The organism is Streptomyces sp. NPDC056580 (genome assembly GCF_042793175.1).
Taxonomy (GTDB): Bacteria; Actinomycetota; Actinomycetes; order Streptomycetales; family Streptomycetaceae; genus Streptomyces.
Genome location: NZ_JBHTVE010000008.1, coordinates 235,234 through 249,846, shown reverse-complemented (window position 1 = coordinate 249,846; position 14,613 = coordinate 235,234). Strand labels below are relative to the sequence as shown.

Genomic DNA, 14,613 nt, shown 5'->3' with positions numbered 1-14,613 from the left:
CTCGATACCGGACGCTGTGCCGGAAGACGAATCTGTCAGGCTCCGATCGTGCCATGCGGAACCGGCGGTTAGGGTCGCAGGCGGCTGTACCGAAGCACGTACTAGGAGAGGTCACGGCGGATGCTCAGGCTGGGCAAGCGGGAATTCGGGCCGCACGAGTCCGTGATCATGGCGATCGTGAACCGGACCCCGGACTCCTTCTACGACCAGGGAGCCACCTTCCACGACGAGGCGGCCCTCGCCCGCGTGGAGCGGGCGGTGGCCGAGGGCGCCGCGATCGTCGACATCGGCGGAGTGAAGGCGGGCCCCGGCGAGGAGGTCACGGCCGAGGAGGAGGCGCGGCGGACGGTGGGTTTCGTCGCCGAGGTGCGGCGCCGCTTCCCCGATGTGGTCATCAGCGTGGACACCTGGCGGGCCGAGGTCGGCGAGGCGGTCTGCGAGGCGGGCGCGGATCTGCTGAACGACGCGTGGGGCGGCGTCGATCCCGCCCTCGCGGAGGTCGCCGCGCGTCGCGGCGTGGGACTGGTGTGCACGCACGCGGGAGGGGCCGAGCCCCGCACCCGCCCGCACCGGGTGGCCTACGACGACGTCGTCGCCGACATCCTGGGGGTCACCCTGGGACTGGCGGAGCGTGCCGTCGCCCTGGGGGTGCCCCGGGAGTCGGTGCTGATCGACCCCGGTCACGACTTCGGCAAGAACACGCGGCACAGCCTGGAGGCGACGCGGCGGCTGGACGAGATGGTCGCCACCGGCTGGCCGGTGCTGGTGTCGCTGTCCAACAAGGACTTCGTGGGCGAGACGCTGGACCGGCCGGTGAAGGAACGGCTGATCGGCACGCTGGCGACGACCGCGGTCTCGGCGTGGCTGGGGGCCCAGGTGTACCGCGTGCACGAGGTCGCCGAGACCCGCCAGGTCCTGGACATGGTCGCGTCCATCGCCGGCCACCGGCCCCCGGCGGTGGCCCGCAGGGGCCTGGCGTAGGCGGGGAACGGGGCCGGGGGCGAGGCCCCGGGCCCCCTGCCGCCGGGCGAAGCGCCCGGCGTCTAGCGCCCGGCCTCCTTGGACACCAGGGCCACCGCCTCCTCGACCTCGTCGGTCACGTGGAACAGCAGCAGGTCCTTCTCCGTCGCCTTGCCCTGGGCCACCAGCGTGTTCTTCAGCCAGTCCACGAGGCCGCCCCAGTACTCGCTGCCGAACAGGACGATCGGGAAGCGGGTCACCTTCTGGGTCTGGACCAGGGTGAGTGCTTCGAAGAACTCGTCCAGGGTGCCGAGGCCTCCGGGCAGCACCACGAACCCCTGGGCGTACTTGACGAACATCATCTTGCGGACGAAGAAGTAGCGGAAGTTCAGACCGATGTCGACGTAGGGGTTCAGCCCCTGCTCGAAGGGCAGCTCGATGCCGAGCCCGACGGAGGTGCCGCCGGCCTCGCACGCGCCCTTGTTGGCCGCCTCCATGGCTCCCGGGCCGCCGCCGGTGATCACGGCCCAGCCGGCCTCGACCAGCCCTCGCCCCAGCTTCACGCCCGCGTCGTACTCCGGGGAGTCCGCGGGCGTCCGTGCGGAGCCGAACACGCTGATCGCGGGCGGGAGCTCGGCCAGCGTGCCGAAGCCCTCGACGAACTCCGACTGGATCCGCAGGACCCGCCAGGGGTCGGTGTGGACCCAGTCCGCGGGGGCACGCTCGTCCAGCAGCCGCTGGTCGGTCGTACTGGACGTCACCTTGTCCCGCCGCCGGAGGACCGGTCCGAGTCGCTGCTCGTCCGGCGGCTGCTTCTTCCCCAGGGGGTTGCCGGTCGCCATGTGCGCTCCCTCCGCTTGCGGGTAGTACGGCCTCCCAGCCTAGATCCACACGGGTTTCGGAGGGGGGACGTGAGCGTGTCCGGCGTGCGGCGCCCGCTGGTCCCCGCTACGCGGTGAGCCAGGCCCGCAGCCGCTCCTCGCCCGCCAGGATCTTGGCCACTTCTACCCGCTCGTCCCGCTTGTGCGCCAGGTGCGGGTTGCCCGGACCGTAGTTGACGGCGGGCACGCCGAGCGCGGAGAAGCGCGAGACGTCCGTCCAGCCGTACTTGGGCTGCGGGGTGCCGCCCACCGCCTCGATGAAGGCCGCGGCGGCCGGGTGGGAGAGGCCGGGCAGCGCGCCGGGGCTGTGGTCGTCGATCACGAACTCCTCCACCCCGCAGTCCGCGAACACCTCACGGACGTGGGCGACCGCCTCCTCCTCGGTGCGGTCGGGGGCGTAGCGGAAGTTGACCGTCACCACGCACTCGTCGGGGATGACGTTGCCCGCCACTCCACCGGAGATCCCGACGGCGTTGAGGCCCTCGCGGTACTCCAGGCCGTCGATGACCGGCCACCGCGGCTCGTAGGAGGCGAGCCGGGCCAGGATCGGGGCGGCCGTGTGGATGGCGTTGGAGCCCATCCAGCCGCGTGCCGAGTGCGCCCGCTCGCCCCGGGTCTTCAGCAGCACCCGCAGCGTGCCCTGGCAGCCGCCCTCGACCTGGCCGTCGGAGGGCTCCAGCAGCACCGCGAAGTCGGCGCGCAGCCAGTCCGGGTGGGCCTCGGCGACGTGCCGGAGGCCGTTGAGCTCGGCCGCGACCTCCTCGTTGTCGTAGAAGACGAAGGTCAGGTCGCGGTTGGGGGCCGGCACCGTCGCCGCGATGCGCAACTGCACCGCCACGCCCGACTTCATGTCGCAGGTGCCGCAGCCCCACAGCACGCCGTCCTCGTCCAGCCGGGACGGCACGTTGCCGGCGATCGGGACGGTGTCGATGTGGCCGGCCAGCACGACCCGCTCGGCGCGCCCCAGGTCCGTACGGGCGATCACGTTGTTGCCGTGGCGGTCGACCCTCAGGTGCGGCAGCGCGCGCAGGGCGGTCTCGATCGCGTCCGCGAGCGGCTTCTCGGTGCCGCTCTCGGAGGGGAAGTCCACGAGCCGCGCGGTGAGCGCGGCGGCGTCCAGCGTGAGGTCAAGCGAGGTGTCGGCCATGGTCCCGACCCTAGGCCATGGCGTCCTGGCGGGTCCGCGCCGCGCTGCGCGGACCCGCCGCCGGGCCGGGAAGGCCCTCCAGTACCTTGTACGCGTGCCAGAGCCGTCCCCCAACCGTCCCAAGCGTCGCGGCCGCCTCCTGCGTTTCGGGGCGGCGCTGTTGGTCCTGTGCGGTGTCGCCGCCTACCTCGTGGTGCAGTACGTCACCGGGGGCGGTGGCATGCGCGGCTGCAAGGTGGTCGCCGCCGACGGTGACGGGGCGTCCTACGAGTTCACGCCCGAGCAGGCGGTGAACGCGGCGACGATCGCGGCCGTCGGCACCGGGCGGCACATGCCCGAGCGGGCCACGACGATCGCGCTGGCCACCGCCCTGCAGGAGTCGGGGCTGCGCAACCTCGGGCACGGCGACCGGGATTCCCTCGGCCTGTTCCAGCAGCGGCCCTCGCAGGGCTGGGGCACCGAGGAGCAGATCATGGACCCGGCCTACTCGGCGGGCATCTTCTACGCCCACCTGGCCAAGGTGCCGGACTACGCCGGCCTGCCGCTGACGGTGGCCGCGCAGCGCGTGCAGCGCAGCGGCTACCCGGAGGCCTACGCCAAGCACGAGCGGGACGCCGAGCTGCTGGCGGCCGCGCTGACCGGCCGCGCGGAGGCCACGCTGACCTGTGCCGGGCGCCCTGAGCGCACCGCCGCGGCGACCGGCCCGGACGCCGTGCGGGCGGCGCTGGTGCGGGACTTCGGGCGGGACGCGCTGCAGGAGACCGGCGCCGTGGTGGGCGGTACGCCGGTGCCCTCGCCGTCGCCGTCGCCGAGCGTCACCGCGACCGCGCACGGGCGGACGGTGACGGTGCCGGTGTCCGGGGGCGGCGCGCGCGGGGGCGGCGCGCGCGGGGGCAGGACGGCGGCGGCCGAGCGGGAGCGCGAGCGGGGCTGGCAGCTCGCGCAGTGGGCGGTGGCCAACTCCTCGGCGCTGCACATCCAGCGGGTGTCATACGCGGACCGCGAGTGGACCGCGAGGGACGGCGGCGGCACCTGGCACCGGATCGGCACGGACGGCGCCGGCGGTGCGGAGAGGTCCGCCGGGTCGGTCCGGATCGTGACCGGACAGTAGTACGGGGACTCCCCCGGCCGGGTTGTGCGGCTGCGCGGCGGGCGTGTTCTCCGCCGGGGGCGCGCGATGTTCCGGCAGCCCTTGGGAATCAAGGGCCGTAAGGATTCTGCAGCACCCTCAGCGAGCCACCTTTGCCCATTTTTATCCACAAACGATAATGCGATGCGTTGCCCATTCTTTGCCTTCGGCGTCCGCAACCTTCGTCGGCCTCGAGCGGTAAGCACGGCGTCCGGGTGGCCCGGACACACCACCGTTCCTCCCGTCGAATGGAGCACCATGTCCCTCCCCCTGACCCGCCGGATCGCCCGTGCCGCGCTGCTCGTCGCAGCGGGAGCGGCCGCCGGGGTCGGTGCGGCCGGCTCTGCCGGCGCGGCCACGAACCAGCCGACGGTCACCCCGGCGCTCGGCGGCCTGACCGCGCTGGACAGCGCGGCCGGCGTCGGCAGCACCGTCGACGGCGCGGCACAGCACGTCACCGGCGTCACCGGCAGCACGAACGGCAAGGCGGCCAAGAAGGCGGCGCCGGGCGGCACCGGCGCCGTGACGAAGGCGTTGCCCGCGGCGAACAGGGCCGCCGGGACGGCGGGCGGTGTCCTCGGGCGCGCCGCGAGCACCGCGGCCCAGGGCGGGCTGTCCGCGGGCTCGCTCACCCAGGGCGGACTGCCCACGTCGTCCCTGCCGGCCGCCCAGCTCCCGCTCGGCGGCTGAGCAGCGCCGCCACGGCCGACGGCCGACGGGGTCCGGGGAACGCTCCCCGGACCCCGTCCGCGTGTCCGGCTGCCGCTACGCGGCCAGGCGCTCCACCGCGGCGCGCACCCGCTCGTCCGTCGCGGTCAGGGCCACGCGCACGAACCTGTCGCCCGCCTCGCCGTAGAAGTCGCCCGGCGCGACCAGGATGCCCAGGCCGGCCAGGTGGGCGACGGTGTCCCAGCAGGACTCGTCGCGGGTGGCCCACAGGTAGAGGCTGGCCTCGCTGTGCTCGATGCGGAAGCCGTGGCCGAGCAGGGCCCGGCGCAGCGACTCGCGGCGGGCGGCGTAGCGCTCGCGTTGGACGCGGACGTGCTCGTCGTCGCCCAGGGCCGCCACCACCGCGGCCTGCGTCGGCGCCGAGGTCATCATGCCGCCGTGCTTGCGGATCTCCAGCAGCGGACCGAGGACGGCCGGGTCGCCCGCGATGAACGCGGCGCGGTAGCCGGCCAGGTTGGACCGCTTGGAGAGCGAGTGGACGGCCACGATGCCGTCGTAGGAGCCGCCGTTGACGTCCGGGTGCAGGACCGAGACCGGGTCGGCCTCCCAGCCCAGTTCGAGGTAGCACTCGTCGGAGACGAGGAGCACGCCGTGGGCGCGGGCCCAGGCGACGATCTCCGTCAGCTCGCCCTTGGACAGGACCTTGCCGGTCGGGTTGGACGGGGAGTTGAGCCACAGGAGCCCGAGGTTCGCCGGGTCCAGCTCGCGCGGGTCGTCGTAGGCCTCGTGAGCGGCGCGGGCCAGCCGGGCGCCGACCTCGTACGTCGGGTAGGCCAGGCGCGGGTAGGCGACCTTGTCGCCGGGGCCGAGGCCGAGCTGGGTGGGGAGCCAGGCCACCAGTTCCTTGGAGCCGACCACCGGCAGCACGTGGCGGTGGGTGACGTCCCGGGCGCCGAGGCGGCGCTCCAGCCAGCCGGTGATCGCGTCGCGCAGCGCCGGGGTGCCCCAGACCGTCGGATAGCCCGGCGAGTCGGCCGCGTCGACCAGCGCCTTCTGGATCAGCTCGGGGACCGGGTCGACCGGGGTGCCGACGGACAGGTCGACGATGCCGCCGGGGTGGGCCGCGGCCGTCTTCTTGTACGGCTCCAGCTTGTCCCAGGGGAAGGTCGGAAGCCGGTCGGAGACTGCGGACACGGGTGCTGGCTCACTTTCTGCTTCGGCGAACGCCAGGGTCCCGTACGGCGCTGATCGGGTGATCGGGCCGTACGGGACCGGGGCGGCGCGCTGCGGGCCGCCGGGCGACCGCCCGGCGGGTCAGGTCACTGGGCCTGCGGCGGCAGCGCGGCGATGAAGGGGTGGTCCCGCTCGATCAGGCCCAGCTTGCTGGCGCCGCCGGGGGAACCGAGCTCGTCGAAGAACTCGACGTTCGCCTTGTAGTAGTCCTTCCACTCCTCCGGAGTGTCGTCCTCGTAGAAGATCGCCTCGACCGGGCAGACCGGCTCACAGGCACCACAGTCGACGCATTCGTCCGGGTGGATGTACAAGGACCGCTGGCCCTCGTAGATGCAGTCGACCGGGCACTCCTCGATGCACGCCTTGTCCTTCACGTCGACACAAGGCTGCGCGATGACGTAGGTCACGCTGTCGTTCCTCCTCGATAGGGCGCTGGCGGGCCTCCGTAGGCTCCGCCGCCTGGCGCGCGGGAGCGCGGCGTCGTCGATGCCCGCCCCTAGTATCTCCGTTCTTGGGCAAGATCCGAACAGGAGGGGTGAACTGACCAGTGGAAATCTCGGCGCACGGACGCCTCGAGGTCCGTATCACCGCTGATGACGTGGGAAAACGCGTCTCGGTGCGGCGCTTGAGCGAGCCCGGGGCAGGGCCGGAGAAGTTCACCGACACGGTCGGTGTTCTCACATCATGGGACGACGGCGTGCTCGTGATCACATCGCGGGACGGGCGAAGTGTCCGGATCGCGGAGTCCGCGCTGGTCGCGGGGAAGGTGATCCCGGCCGCGCCGGCCCGCCGCCGCGGACCCGCCGCCGGCTACCCCGAGCTGGCCCGGGTCGCCTCCCGGGCGTGGCGGCCGGTGGAGAGCGAGCGGCTCGGCGAGTGGGAGCTGCGCGCGGCCGGGGGGTTCACCCGGCGGGCCAACAGCGTGCTGCCGTCCGGTGATCCGGGGACCGGCCTCGACGCCGCCCTGGAGGCCGTGTGCCGCTGGTACGGCGAGCGCGGTCTGCCCGCCTACGTGCAGACCGCCACCGGCGCCGAGGGCACGCAGGAGGTGCTGTGCGCGGAGCTGGAGCGGCGCGGCTGGGTGCGCGAGGTCACCGCGGAACTGTGGACCGGCGCGCTGGCGCCGGTCGCGGACGCCGCCGGGGGCGCCGGGGTGGAGCTGTCCCGGGAGGCGGACGAGGCCTGGCTCGCCCGGTACCAGCGCAAGGGCGTGAGCGAGGTGGCCCTGCGGGTGCTGGGCAGTGGTCCCTCGGTGTGGTTCGCGACCGTGCCCGGTGCGCCCGGCGGGGCTCCGGCTGCGATCGGGCGGTGCGTGGTGGACGGGCGCTGGGCCGGGTTCGCCGCCGTGGAGGTCGATCCCGCCCGCCGCCGGCAGGGGCTGGCCACCGAGGTGATGGCCGCGCTGGCCCGGCGGGCCCTGGCCGAGGGCGCCTCGGCGGCCTGGCTGCAGGTGGAGAGCGGCAACGAGGGGGCCCGGGGGCTGTACGCCCGGCTGGGCCTGGCGCCGCACCACGCCTACCACCACTACCGCCGGCCGGACGCCGGTGGCGCCGGAGGGTCGTAGCGATCGCCGTGGGAGGGCATGACCCAGACATGCGGCACCCTCGTCTCCCGCCCCCGTACCCGCCACCGCCGGAGCGCTCCGCGGAGCTGCGGCGGCGGTTCGGCGCCGAGGCCCGGTCCGAGCGGCCGGACCTGTCGGCGCTGTGCCTGCTGATCGGCGCCCAGGCGGACGGCTCGCTGGACGAGGCCGGCATCGACGCGGCCCAGCTCGAACTGGACCGGCTGGCCGGGCGGCTGCCGTACCGGCCGGGCGGGCCGCGGGCGTGGGCCGAGGCGGTGTGCCGGCTCCTCGGCGGGGCCGAGGCGTTCCACGGGGCCCCCGCCGACTACCAGCGGCTGGAGTCCTCGCTGCTGCACGAGGTGCTGCGGCGCCGGCGCGGGCTGCCCATCCTGCTGTCCGTGGTGTGGCTGGAGGTCGCCCGGCGGGCCGGGGCGCCGGTGTACGGCGTCGCCCTGCCGGGGCACTTCGTGGTCGGGTTCGGGGCGGCGCGGGAACAGGTGCTGGCCGATCCGTTCGACGGCGGCCGGGTGCTGACCGGCACGGACGCCGAACTGCTGGTGGCCGGGGCCACCGGGGCGCCGTTGCAGCCGTCGATGCTGGAGCCGGCGACCCCGCTGGAGGTCGTGCAGCGCATCCTCAACAACGTCCGGGCGTGGGCCTCCGCCCGTCCGGAGCGGTCGGACGTGGCGCTGTGGGCCGTGGAGCTGAGCCTGCTGCTGCCCGCGCATCCGGCCCGGCTGCGCTACGAGCGCGGACAACTGCTGGTGCAACGCGGCGAGTTCGAGGCCGGCGCCATGGAGCTGGACGCGTACGCGCATCTGATCGAGGTGGTCGACGAGCCGGCCGCCGACCGGGTGCGCCGGCAGGCCCGGACGGCCCGGGCGATGCTCAACTAGGGTCAGAGCCAGCCCTTCTCGCGGGCTATGCGCACCGCCTCGGCCCGGTTGCGGGCCGCCAGCTTCTGGATGGCCGTGGAGAGGTAGTTGCGGACCGTGCCCTGCGACAGGTGCAGGGCGGCCGCCAGCTCGGCGTTGGTGGAGCCGTCGGCCGCCGCGCGCAGGATCTCGCGTTCACGGTCGGTGAGCGGGTTGGCGCCCTCGGCGAGGGCCGCCGCGGCCAGGGTGGGGTCGATGACCCGCTCCCCGGCGAGCACCCGGCGCACCGCGGCGGCGAGCTGGGCGGCCGGTGCGTCCTTGACCAGGAAGGCGTCGGCGCCCGCCTCCATCGCGCTGCGCAGGTAGCCGGGGCGGCCGAAGGTGGTGAGGACGACGAGTTTCACCGCGGGGAACTCCCGGCGCACCCGGGCCGCCGCCTCGATGCCGGTGCAGCCGGGCATCTCGATGTCGAGCAGGGCCACGTCCACATCGTGCGCGCCGACGGCCGCCTGCACCTCGTCGCCGCGCGCCACCTGGGCGACGACCTCGATGTCGTCCTCGAGGCCGAGCAGGGCGGCCAGCGCCTCACGGACCATCGACTGGTCCTCGGCGAGGAGGACCTTGATCGGGCTGCTCATGCCCGGGATCCTACGTCCCCTCAGGGCGTCAGCGGCACGCGGGCGACCAGCCGGAAGCCCCGCCCGGCCCGCCCGGCCTCCAGCATGCCGCCGGCCTTCTCGAGCCGCTCGGTCAGGCCCGTCAGACCGTTGCCGGGAATCGTGCCGAAGCCGCCGGAACCGTCGTCCTCCACGGAGAGTTCGAGCATCGGGCCGTCCAGGGTCTGGCGGTGCAGGAGCTGTACGACGCACCGGCGGGCGCCGCTGTGCCGGACCACGTTGGTGACCGCCTCGCGCAGCGCCCAGGCGAGCGCGGCCTCGCTGTCCTCCCCGGCTCCGGCGAGGTCCGGCTCGGCGGGCAGTTCGGCGCTCACGCCGGCCGCGGTCAGCGCGACCTGGGCGCCCGCCAGCTCGGCGGACAGCCGGGGGCGCCGGTAGCCGGTGACCGCCTCCCGGACGTCCACGAGGGCCTGGCGGCTGACCTGTTCGATGTCGGCCACCTGCTGGGCCGCCTTGTCGGGGTGTCCGGGCAGCATCCGTCCGGCCAGCTCGCTCTTCAGCGTGATCAGGGAGAGCGAGTGGCCCAGCAGGTCGTGCAGGTCCCGGGCGAGCCGCAACCGCTCCTCGTTGGCGGCGAGATGGGCGACGGTGGCCCGGGCCTCGCGCAGCTCGACCGTGGTGCGGATGAGCTGGACGACGCCCGACATCGCGAATCCGATGAGCACCACCACCAGCACCAGGTTCCTGGCCTGCGCCTCGTCCGTGGCCAGGCCGACCAGCAGCATCACCGCGCCGGTCGCCGGTACGGCCCAGTACGCCGCCCGCAGCGGCAGGGCCGCCCCGCAGGCGACGGAGACGTAGCAGAACAGGCCGAGCCAGGCGGCGCCGAGCGTGAGGCACAGCACGACGGCCAGCACGCACAGGACGACGATGAGGCCGGCGACCAGGGACCGGCGCATCGGCCGCCCCATGTTCCGGAAGACCAGCAGCAGGTAGACCCCGGCGAACACCGCGAGGCCCAGCCAGCCGGCCGCCGTCCCGGAGGGCGTGTGGCGGCCGGCGGCCAGGTCGTGGACCGGGGAGCTCATGAAGACCAGCCAGACACCGACCCAGACGAGCTTGCGCAGCAGCTCCCGGCGGTTGCGGGGCGGCTGCCCCAGGCCCGTCTGCCGCTCGGGGCCGTGCGGTCGGTCCTCGGTCGTCATGGCGCTCACGCCTTCAGCGTGTCCTTCCGGTACAGCCAGGCCGCGCCGCCCGCGAAGAGGACGAAGTAGACGGCCAGGACGGCGATGTCCGTGGTGTCGGGGGCCTGGCTCTGCTCGATCGCCCGCCCCAGTGCAGCGTACGCGTGCGTCGGCAGCCACTCGGCGATGTCCTGGAGGATCCGCGGGAAGCTGGTGGAGGGCATCCACAGGCCGCCGAGGATCGACAGGCCGAAGTAGACGATCATCGTGATCGGACGGACCGCGTCCCCGGAGGCGAGGTAGCCGATGGCCACGCCGAGCGCCGCGAAGACCAGGCTGCCCGCCCAGATGACCCCCGTGAGGGCGAGCCACTGCCAGGCGTCCAGGCGTACGTCCTTGAAGGCGGCCGCGACGAGGAACACCACGATGATGGACGGCAGGCTCACCACGGCCGCGCCGGCGGTCTTGGCGAGGACGTAGCCGCGCCCGGGCAGCGGGGTCAGCCGGAGCTGCCGCACCCAGCCGCTCTCGCGCTCCTTGGCGATGCGCTCGCTGTTGCCCATCAGGACGGCGGTCAGGGCGCCGAAGGAGGCCATGGAGACCATCAGGTAGGTGGCGACGGTCAGGCCGGTCTCGTCGACCTTCTCGCCGGAGCCGGCGCTGCTGGAGAAGATCAGGTAGATGAACGAGGGGTAGAGCACCGAGAAGAACAGGAACTTCTTGTTCCGGAGCGAGCGGGTCAGCTCCAGTCTGATCAGCGAGTTCATGACTGCCTGGCCTCCTCGGCCTCCGTGATGGCGACGAAGGCCTGCTCCAGGCCGAGGCCGGCGACTTCGAGGTTGCGGGGGTGGACACCGAGGCCGTACAGGGCGTGGACGGTGGCGTCGGCGTCGGCGGACTGGATGCGGACCGTCTGCCCGGAGACGTCGAAGGAGGTGAGCGACGGAAGGCCGCGCAGGGCCGCCTCGTCGACGCTCCCCTCCAGGTCGAAGGAGATCCGCCGGGCTCCCGCGCGGGCCTTGATCTCGGCCGCGGTGCCGTCCGCGAGGAGCCGGCCGCGGTGCAGCACCAGCACCCGGTCGGCGATGGCGTCGGCCTCTTCGAGGTAGTGGGTGGCGAACAGGACCGTGCGGCCCTGGTCGGCCTGCTCGCGCATGGTGGCCCAGAAGGCCTGGCGGGCGGAGACGTCCATGCCGGTGGTCGGCTCGTCCAGGACGATCAGGTCGCTGTCGCCGGCGGTGGCGAGGGCGAACCGGACGCGCTGGGCCTGGCCGCCGGAGAGCTTGTTGACCTTGCGGTCGGCGATCTGCGTGATGCCCGCCCGGGCGAGCACGTCCGCGGCCTTGCAGGGCCTCGGGTGCAGGGAGCAGGCCAGCTTCACCAGCTCGGCGACGGTGACCTCGTCCATCAGCCCGCCGGTCTGCAGCATGGCCCCGACCCGCCCGGCGACGATGGCCTCGCGCGGGCTCGTGCCGAACAGGCCGACCGTGCCGCTGTCTGGGTGTTTGAGCCCGAGCAGGAGGTCGAGCGTGGTGGACTTGCCGGCGCCGTTCGGACCGAGAAGGGCGACGGTCTCCCCCGGGTACAGCCGGAGCGAGAGGCCGTCGACGGCCCGCACGCTCCCGTACGTCTTGGTCACCTGGTCGAACCCGACCACCGGGGTGGTGGCGGCCGGTGCCGCTGTCGTTGTCATGCCCCCATGCTGGCGGCGCGGGGCGGGGGCCCGGCAGTGTCGGCGGTCCTCGGTGCCGGATGACAGATGTCATGCCGTTCCGGTGACACGGCGAAGGGGGGCGTCCGGCCCGCCGGACGCCCCCCCTTCCCCGCGTCGCTAGCTCGGGTTCGTGTCGATGACCGCGACCCGGTTGGTACGGCTCGTCAGCGCCTGGCGCAGGGCGACGTACACGTCCTGCGGCGTGACCGCCGTCTTCTTGCCGTTGCCCCGGGTGATGAGCACGCCGTCGAAGGTCTGGCCGTAGAGCTGCTTCAGGGCGTCCAGGTCCGGCTTGTCGGTGAGCTTGCCGTCGGGCGTGTCCGCGACCCGGAGGAACTTCCACAGCGACTTCTGCGGGCTCATCTGGATCGAGTGCGCGGCGTCGGTCTGCACCGTCACGTTGGCCGACATGGCCGGCTCCGCGAACTCCTTCATCTCCCGGTCGACCTCGGCCTTGGAGACCATCGGCTGCCTGGTGGCGGTCGGCACGGAGACGGGGGTGGCGGTGCCGGTCTCCACCAGCGTGCGGTAGGCCTGTTCGACCGCCCGGCTCGACCCGGCCGCGTCGATGGCCTTGCCGGCCTTGCCGTAGACGGCGACGGCCTTGCCGGCGCGGAACTCGACCCCGCCCTCGACCACGGAGCCGGAGCCGCCGCCGGTCTGCTGCAGGGCCGCCTGCAGCTTCTCCTCGTCCACCGGCATGACCGGCTCGATCACCCGCTTCTGCCCGAAGACCGAGCCGATCACGGAGACCGGGTTGTAGTCGCTCCGCGCGGCGTCGCTCACGGTGGCCGCGAAGTCGAACTGCAGGCCGGCGTTGTCCGGCGCGATGGACACGGTCTTGCCGCCCACGGCCAGCTTCAGCGGCTTGTTCACCCGGGCGCCGAAGGCGTCGTCGAGCTTCTTGACGGCCTCGTCGCGGGTGCCGCCGCCGATGTCGACGCCGAGCACGGTGGTGCCCTTGGGCACGTCGGAATGGTTCATCAGCAGTCCGGCGCCGTAGACGCCGGCCGCGACGAGGACCACGCCGACGCCGAGCAGGACCAGCTTGCTGCGGCCCTTCTTCTTCGGCCGGGCCGCCGCCTTGGCCTGCGGGGCCGGGGCGGGCAGCTTGGGCGCCTGGTGCGGCACCGGGCCGTCGGTGGGGCCGCCGGAGCCGAACGGGGACTTCCCGGCGCCCGGGACGGGCGGGATGCCGCTGGTGACGGTCTGCCCGGAGACGTTGCCGGGGCCGCGGTAGCCGGGCGTGCCCGGCTCGGGGGCCGGCTTCTGCGGGGTGAGGATCGCGGTGTCGTCGCTGAGGCCGCCACCGGGGCCGGCGAAGGCGCCGGGGGCCTGCGGGCCGCCCTGGCGGCCCGGGTTGTTCGCGCCGCCGGGCAGCTGGTGGCTGCCGGTGTCGCCGGGCATCCGGTGACTGCCGGTGTCGCCGGGCATCCGGTGACTGCCGGTGTCGCCGGGCATCCGGTGACTGCCGGTGTCCCCGGGCAGCGCATGACTGCCCGTGTCGCCGTAGCCGTCGAAGGACTCGCCCGGGAATCCGTCCAGGTCGCTCAGTGCGCTCCTGGGGGTCGGCGGGATCATCGGCCCGTCGCCGGTGACCGGTCCGCTCGTCGGGCCCGCGGGCCCCTTGGGACCGCGACCGCCCTGGCCGTTCGGGCCGCTGAAGCCGTTGGGGCCGCCCGGGCCGCCGAGGCCGCCGGTTCCGCCCGCGGCGCCGCCGCCGGCGGGCCCGTTCTGTCCGCCCTCCGAGAAGAACGGCAGGTCGTCGCGGCTCGGCTCCTCGCCGCCGGTCCCGCCGGAACGGGCGCCGCCGCGCGGGCCCGCGGCCAGCGCCTCGGTCACGTCGAAGGAACCGGTGCCACCGCCGTGGCCCGGGGCCACGGGGCCGCCGGTCGCGCCGGGCAGGCCGGAGCCGTTGGTGCCGCCGGGGCGGGGTCCGCCCGTCGCGCCCATGGCGCCGACCACGCCGCCTGGGCGGCCGCCGCCCGGGCGGGGACCGCCGGCGCCCGACCGCGGGCCCGGGACGGACGGTGCGGCGGGTGCGGCCGGGGCGGCCGCCGAACCGCCGGGCAGACCGGCGCCGTTCGTGCCGCCGCCGCCCGGACCGCCCTTGGGCGCGGACGACTTGCGCGGCGCGAACCAGTCGCTGGTCTTCTCCTCGGCCTGCGGCGCGGGCTCGGCCGGCGTGTCCGCGACGGGCGCCGCGGCGGCCGGAGCCGGCCGCGGGTCCGGTCCCGCGTCGTCCTTCGCGCCCTCGGCGTCGCCGACGGGCTTGCGCACCACGACCGGCGGGATGGGCCGTGATCCGGGGATGTTGATACGGATCCGAGTCGTCAGCGTGGTCTCGGTCTTGCGTTCCTCCGGCTGCGCGGCCGAACGGCCCGCGTCCGCACCGGCTTCGGAGGCGACGGGGGTCCCGTACGGAGGCGTCCCGGAGGGGTATGCGGCTCCGCCGCGCCCGTTGGGCCCGGAGGACGGAGTGTCAGTTTCACGACTCAAGGCAGGTTCTCCCGGTTGGCTCCACCGCCCGTTACGACCTCAGCGGGCAGTTCGGCGGCGCGCACCACCATACTGGCCACTTCTGGCGCGTATCCCATGACCGCTGAGGAAATGCGCACCGGACTCGCACGTGCGCCGTAC

General features: G+C 74.2%; 14 protein-coding genes. 5 read left to right on the top strand and 9 right to left on the bottom strand.

What is annotated here, in order from left to right; genetic code table 11:
• Nucleotides 1–120 precede the first annotated feature (120 nt).
• Nucleotides 121–981, top strand: coding sequence for a dihydropteroate synthase (gene folP / locus ACFQ9Z_RS19920; protein WP_383019307.1), 861 nt, complete (start codon nt 121–123; stop codon nt 979–981).
• Between the two features lie 62 nt (nt 982–1,043).
• Here folP and ACFQ9Z_RS19915 read toward each other — a convergent pair whose 3' ends face one another.
• On the bottom strand, nt 1,044–1,802 hold the full coding sequence (locus tag ACFQ9Z_RS19915) for a TIGR00730 family Rossman fold protein (RefSeq protein WP_383019304.1): 759 nt from the start codon (nt 1,800–1,802) through the stop codon (nt 1,044–1,046).
• Nucleotides 1,803–1,908: 106 nt separating this feature from the next.
• The gene (gene dapE, locus ACFQ9Z_RS19910) at nt 1,909–2,988 is read right to left on the bottom strand and encodes a succinyl-diaminopimelate desuccinylase (RefSeq protein WP_383019300.1); all 1,080 of its coding nucleotides are present in this window, start codon (nt 2,986–2,988) and stop codon (nt 1,909–1,911) included.
• Nucleotides 2,989–3,082: 94 nt separating this feature from the next.
• Here dapE and ACFQ9Z_RS19905 point away from each other — a divergent pair, with 94 nt between their 5' ends.
• Both ACFQ9Z_RS19905 and ACFQ9Z_RS19900 read left to right on the top strand, forming a co-directional pair.
• Nucleotides 3,083–4,099 carry a heavy metal transporter gene (locus ACFQ9Z_RS19905; protein WP_383019296.1) on the top strand — a complete coding sequence of 339 codons (1,017 nt, stop codon included), beginning with the start codon at nt 3,083–3,085 and terminating at the stop codon, nt 4,097–4,099.
• Nucleotides 4,100–4,375: 276 nt separating this feature from the next.
• Nucleotides 4,376–4,807 carry an ATP-binding protein gene (locus tag ACFQ9Z_RS19900; RefSeq protein ID WP_383019292.1) on the top strand — a complete coding sequence of 144 codons (432 nt, stop codon included), beginning with the start codon at nt 4,376–4,378 and terminating at the stop codon, nt 4,805–4,807.
• Between the two features lie 75 nt (nt 4,808–4,882).
• Here the strand turns inward: ACFQ9Z_RS19900 and ACFQ9Z_RS19895 are convergent, their stop codons facing one another.
• Together ACFQ9Z_RS19895 and fdxA are read right to left on the bottom strand one after the other, a co-directional pair.
• On the bottom strand, nt 4,883–5,980 hold the full coding sequence (locus ACFQ9Z_RS19895; protein ID WP_383019288.1) for a bifunctional succinyldiaminopimelate transaminase/glutamate-prephenate aminotransferase: 1,098 nt from the start codon (nt 5,978–5,980) through the stop codon (nt 4,883–4,885).
• 125 nt (nt 5,981–6,105) lie between these two features.
• Complete coding sequence (fdxA, locus tag ACFQ9Z_RS19890; RefSeq protein ID WP_143627275.1) at nt 6,106–6,426, bottom strand: ferredoxin; 321 nt, start codon at nt 6,424–6,426, stop codon at nt 6,106–6,108.
• A gap of 140 nt (nt 6,427–6,566) precedes the next feature.
• Here fdxA and ACFQ9Z_RS19885 point away from each other — a divergent pair, with 140 nt between their 5' ends.
• Together ACFQ9Z_RS19885 and ACFQ9Z_RS19880 are read left to right on the top strand one after the other, a co-directional pair.
• Nucleotides 6,567–7,583 (top strand): GNAT family N-acetyltransferase, encoded by a 1,017-nt coding sequence (locus ACFQ9Z_RS19885; RefSeq protein ID WP_383019284.1) that lies wholly within the window; start codon nt 6,567–6,569, stop codon nt 7,581–7,583.
• A 29-nt stretch (nt 7,584–7,612) separates the two neighbouring features.
• Entirely contained in the window at nt 7,613–8,479 is an 867-nt protein-coding gene (locus ACFQ9Z_RS19880; protein ID WP_383019280.1) for a tetratricopeptide repeat protein, read from the top strand.
• A gap of 2 nt (nt 8,480–8,481) precedes the next feature.
• On the opposite strand, the gene ACFQ9Z_RS19875 is transcribed toward ACFQ9Z_RS19880, so the two are convergent.
• The 5 genes from ACFQ9Z_RS19875 to ACFQ9Z_RS19855 all read right to left on the bottom strand — a co-directional run bounded on the left by ACFQ9Z_RS19875 (nt 8,482) and on the right by ACFQ9Z_RS19855 (nt 14,472).
• A complete protein-coding gene (locus ACFQ9Z_RS19875) occupies nt 8,482–9,096 on the bottom strand; it encodes a DNA-binding response regulator (RefSeq protein WP_143627281.1) in 615 nt (204 codons plus the stop codon).
• A 20-nt stretch (nt 9,097–9,116) separates the two neighbouring features.
• Complete coding sequence (locus ACFQ9Z_RS19870; protein ID WP_383019906.1) at nt 9,117–10,280, bottom strand: sensor histidine kinase; 1,164 nt, start codon at nt 10,278–10,280, stop codon at nt 9,117–9,119.
• A gap of 5 nt (nt 10,281–10,285) precedes the next feature.
• Entirely contained in the window at nt 10,286–11,026 is a 741-nt protein-coding gene (locus ACFQ9Z_RS19865; RefSeq protein ID WP_383019275.1) for an ABC transporter permease, read from the bottom strand.
• Nucleotides 11,023–11,952, bottom strand: coding sequence for an ABC transporter ATP-binding protein (locus tag ACFQ9Z_RS19860; RefSeq protein ID WP_383019271.1), 930 nt, complete (start codon nt 11,950–11,952; stop codon nt 11,023–11,025). Before ACFQ9Z_RS19860 ends, ACFQ9Z_RS19865 begins: the two co-directional genes overlap by 4 nt.
• Nucleotides 11,953–12,090: 138 nt before the next feature.
• On the bottom strand, nt 12,091–14,472 hold the full coding sequence (locus tag ACFQ9Z_RS19855) for a hypothetical protein (protein ID WP_383019266.1): 2,382 nt from the start codon (nt 14,470–14,472) through the stop codon (nt 12,091–12,093).
• Between the last annotated feature and the right edge of the window lie 141 nt (nt 14,473–14,613).

Bases quoted from the DNA above. Each gene is read 5' to 3' on its own strand.
- folP (WP_383019307.1), top strand. From the start codon at position 121: ATGCTCAGGCTGGGCAAGCGGGAATTCGGGCCGCACGAGTCCGTGATC.
- ACFQ9Z_RS19915 (WP_383019304.1), bottom strand. From the start codon at position 1,802: ATGGCGACCGGCAACCCCCTGGGGAAGAAGCAGCCGCCGGACGAGCAG.
- dapE (WP_383019300.1), bottom strand. From the start codon at position 2,988: ATGGCCGACACCTCGCTTGACCTCACGCTGGACGCCGCCGCGCTCACC.
- ACFQ9Z_RS19900 (WP_383019292.1), top strand. From the start codon at position 4,376: ATGTCCCTCCCCCTGACCCGCCGGATCGCCCGTGCCGCGCTGCTCGTC.
- ACFQ9Z_RS19880 (WP_383019280.1), top strand. From the start codon at position 7,613: ATGCGGCACCCTCGTCTCCCGCCCCCGTACCCGCCACCGCCGGAGCGC.
- ACFQ9Z_RS19875 (WP_143627281.1), bottom strand. From the start codon at position 9,096: ATGAGCAGCCCGATCAAGGTCCTCCTCGCCGAGGACCAGTCGATGGTC.
- ACFQ9Z_RS19870 (WP_383019906.1), bottom strand. From the start codon at position 10,280: ATGACGACCGAGGACCGACCGCACGGCCCCGAGCGGCAGACGGGCCTG.
- ACFQ9Z_RS19865 (WP_383019275.1), bottom strand. From the start codon at position 11,026: ATGAACTCGCTGATCAGACTGGAGCTGACCCGCTCGCTCCGGAACAAG.
- ACFQ9Z_RS19860 (WP_383019271.1), bottom strand. From the start codon at position 11,952: ATGACAACGACAGCGGCACCGGCCGCCACCACCCCGGTGGTCGGGTTC.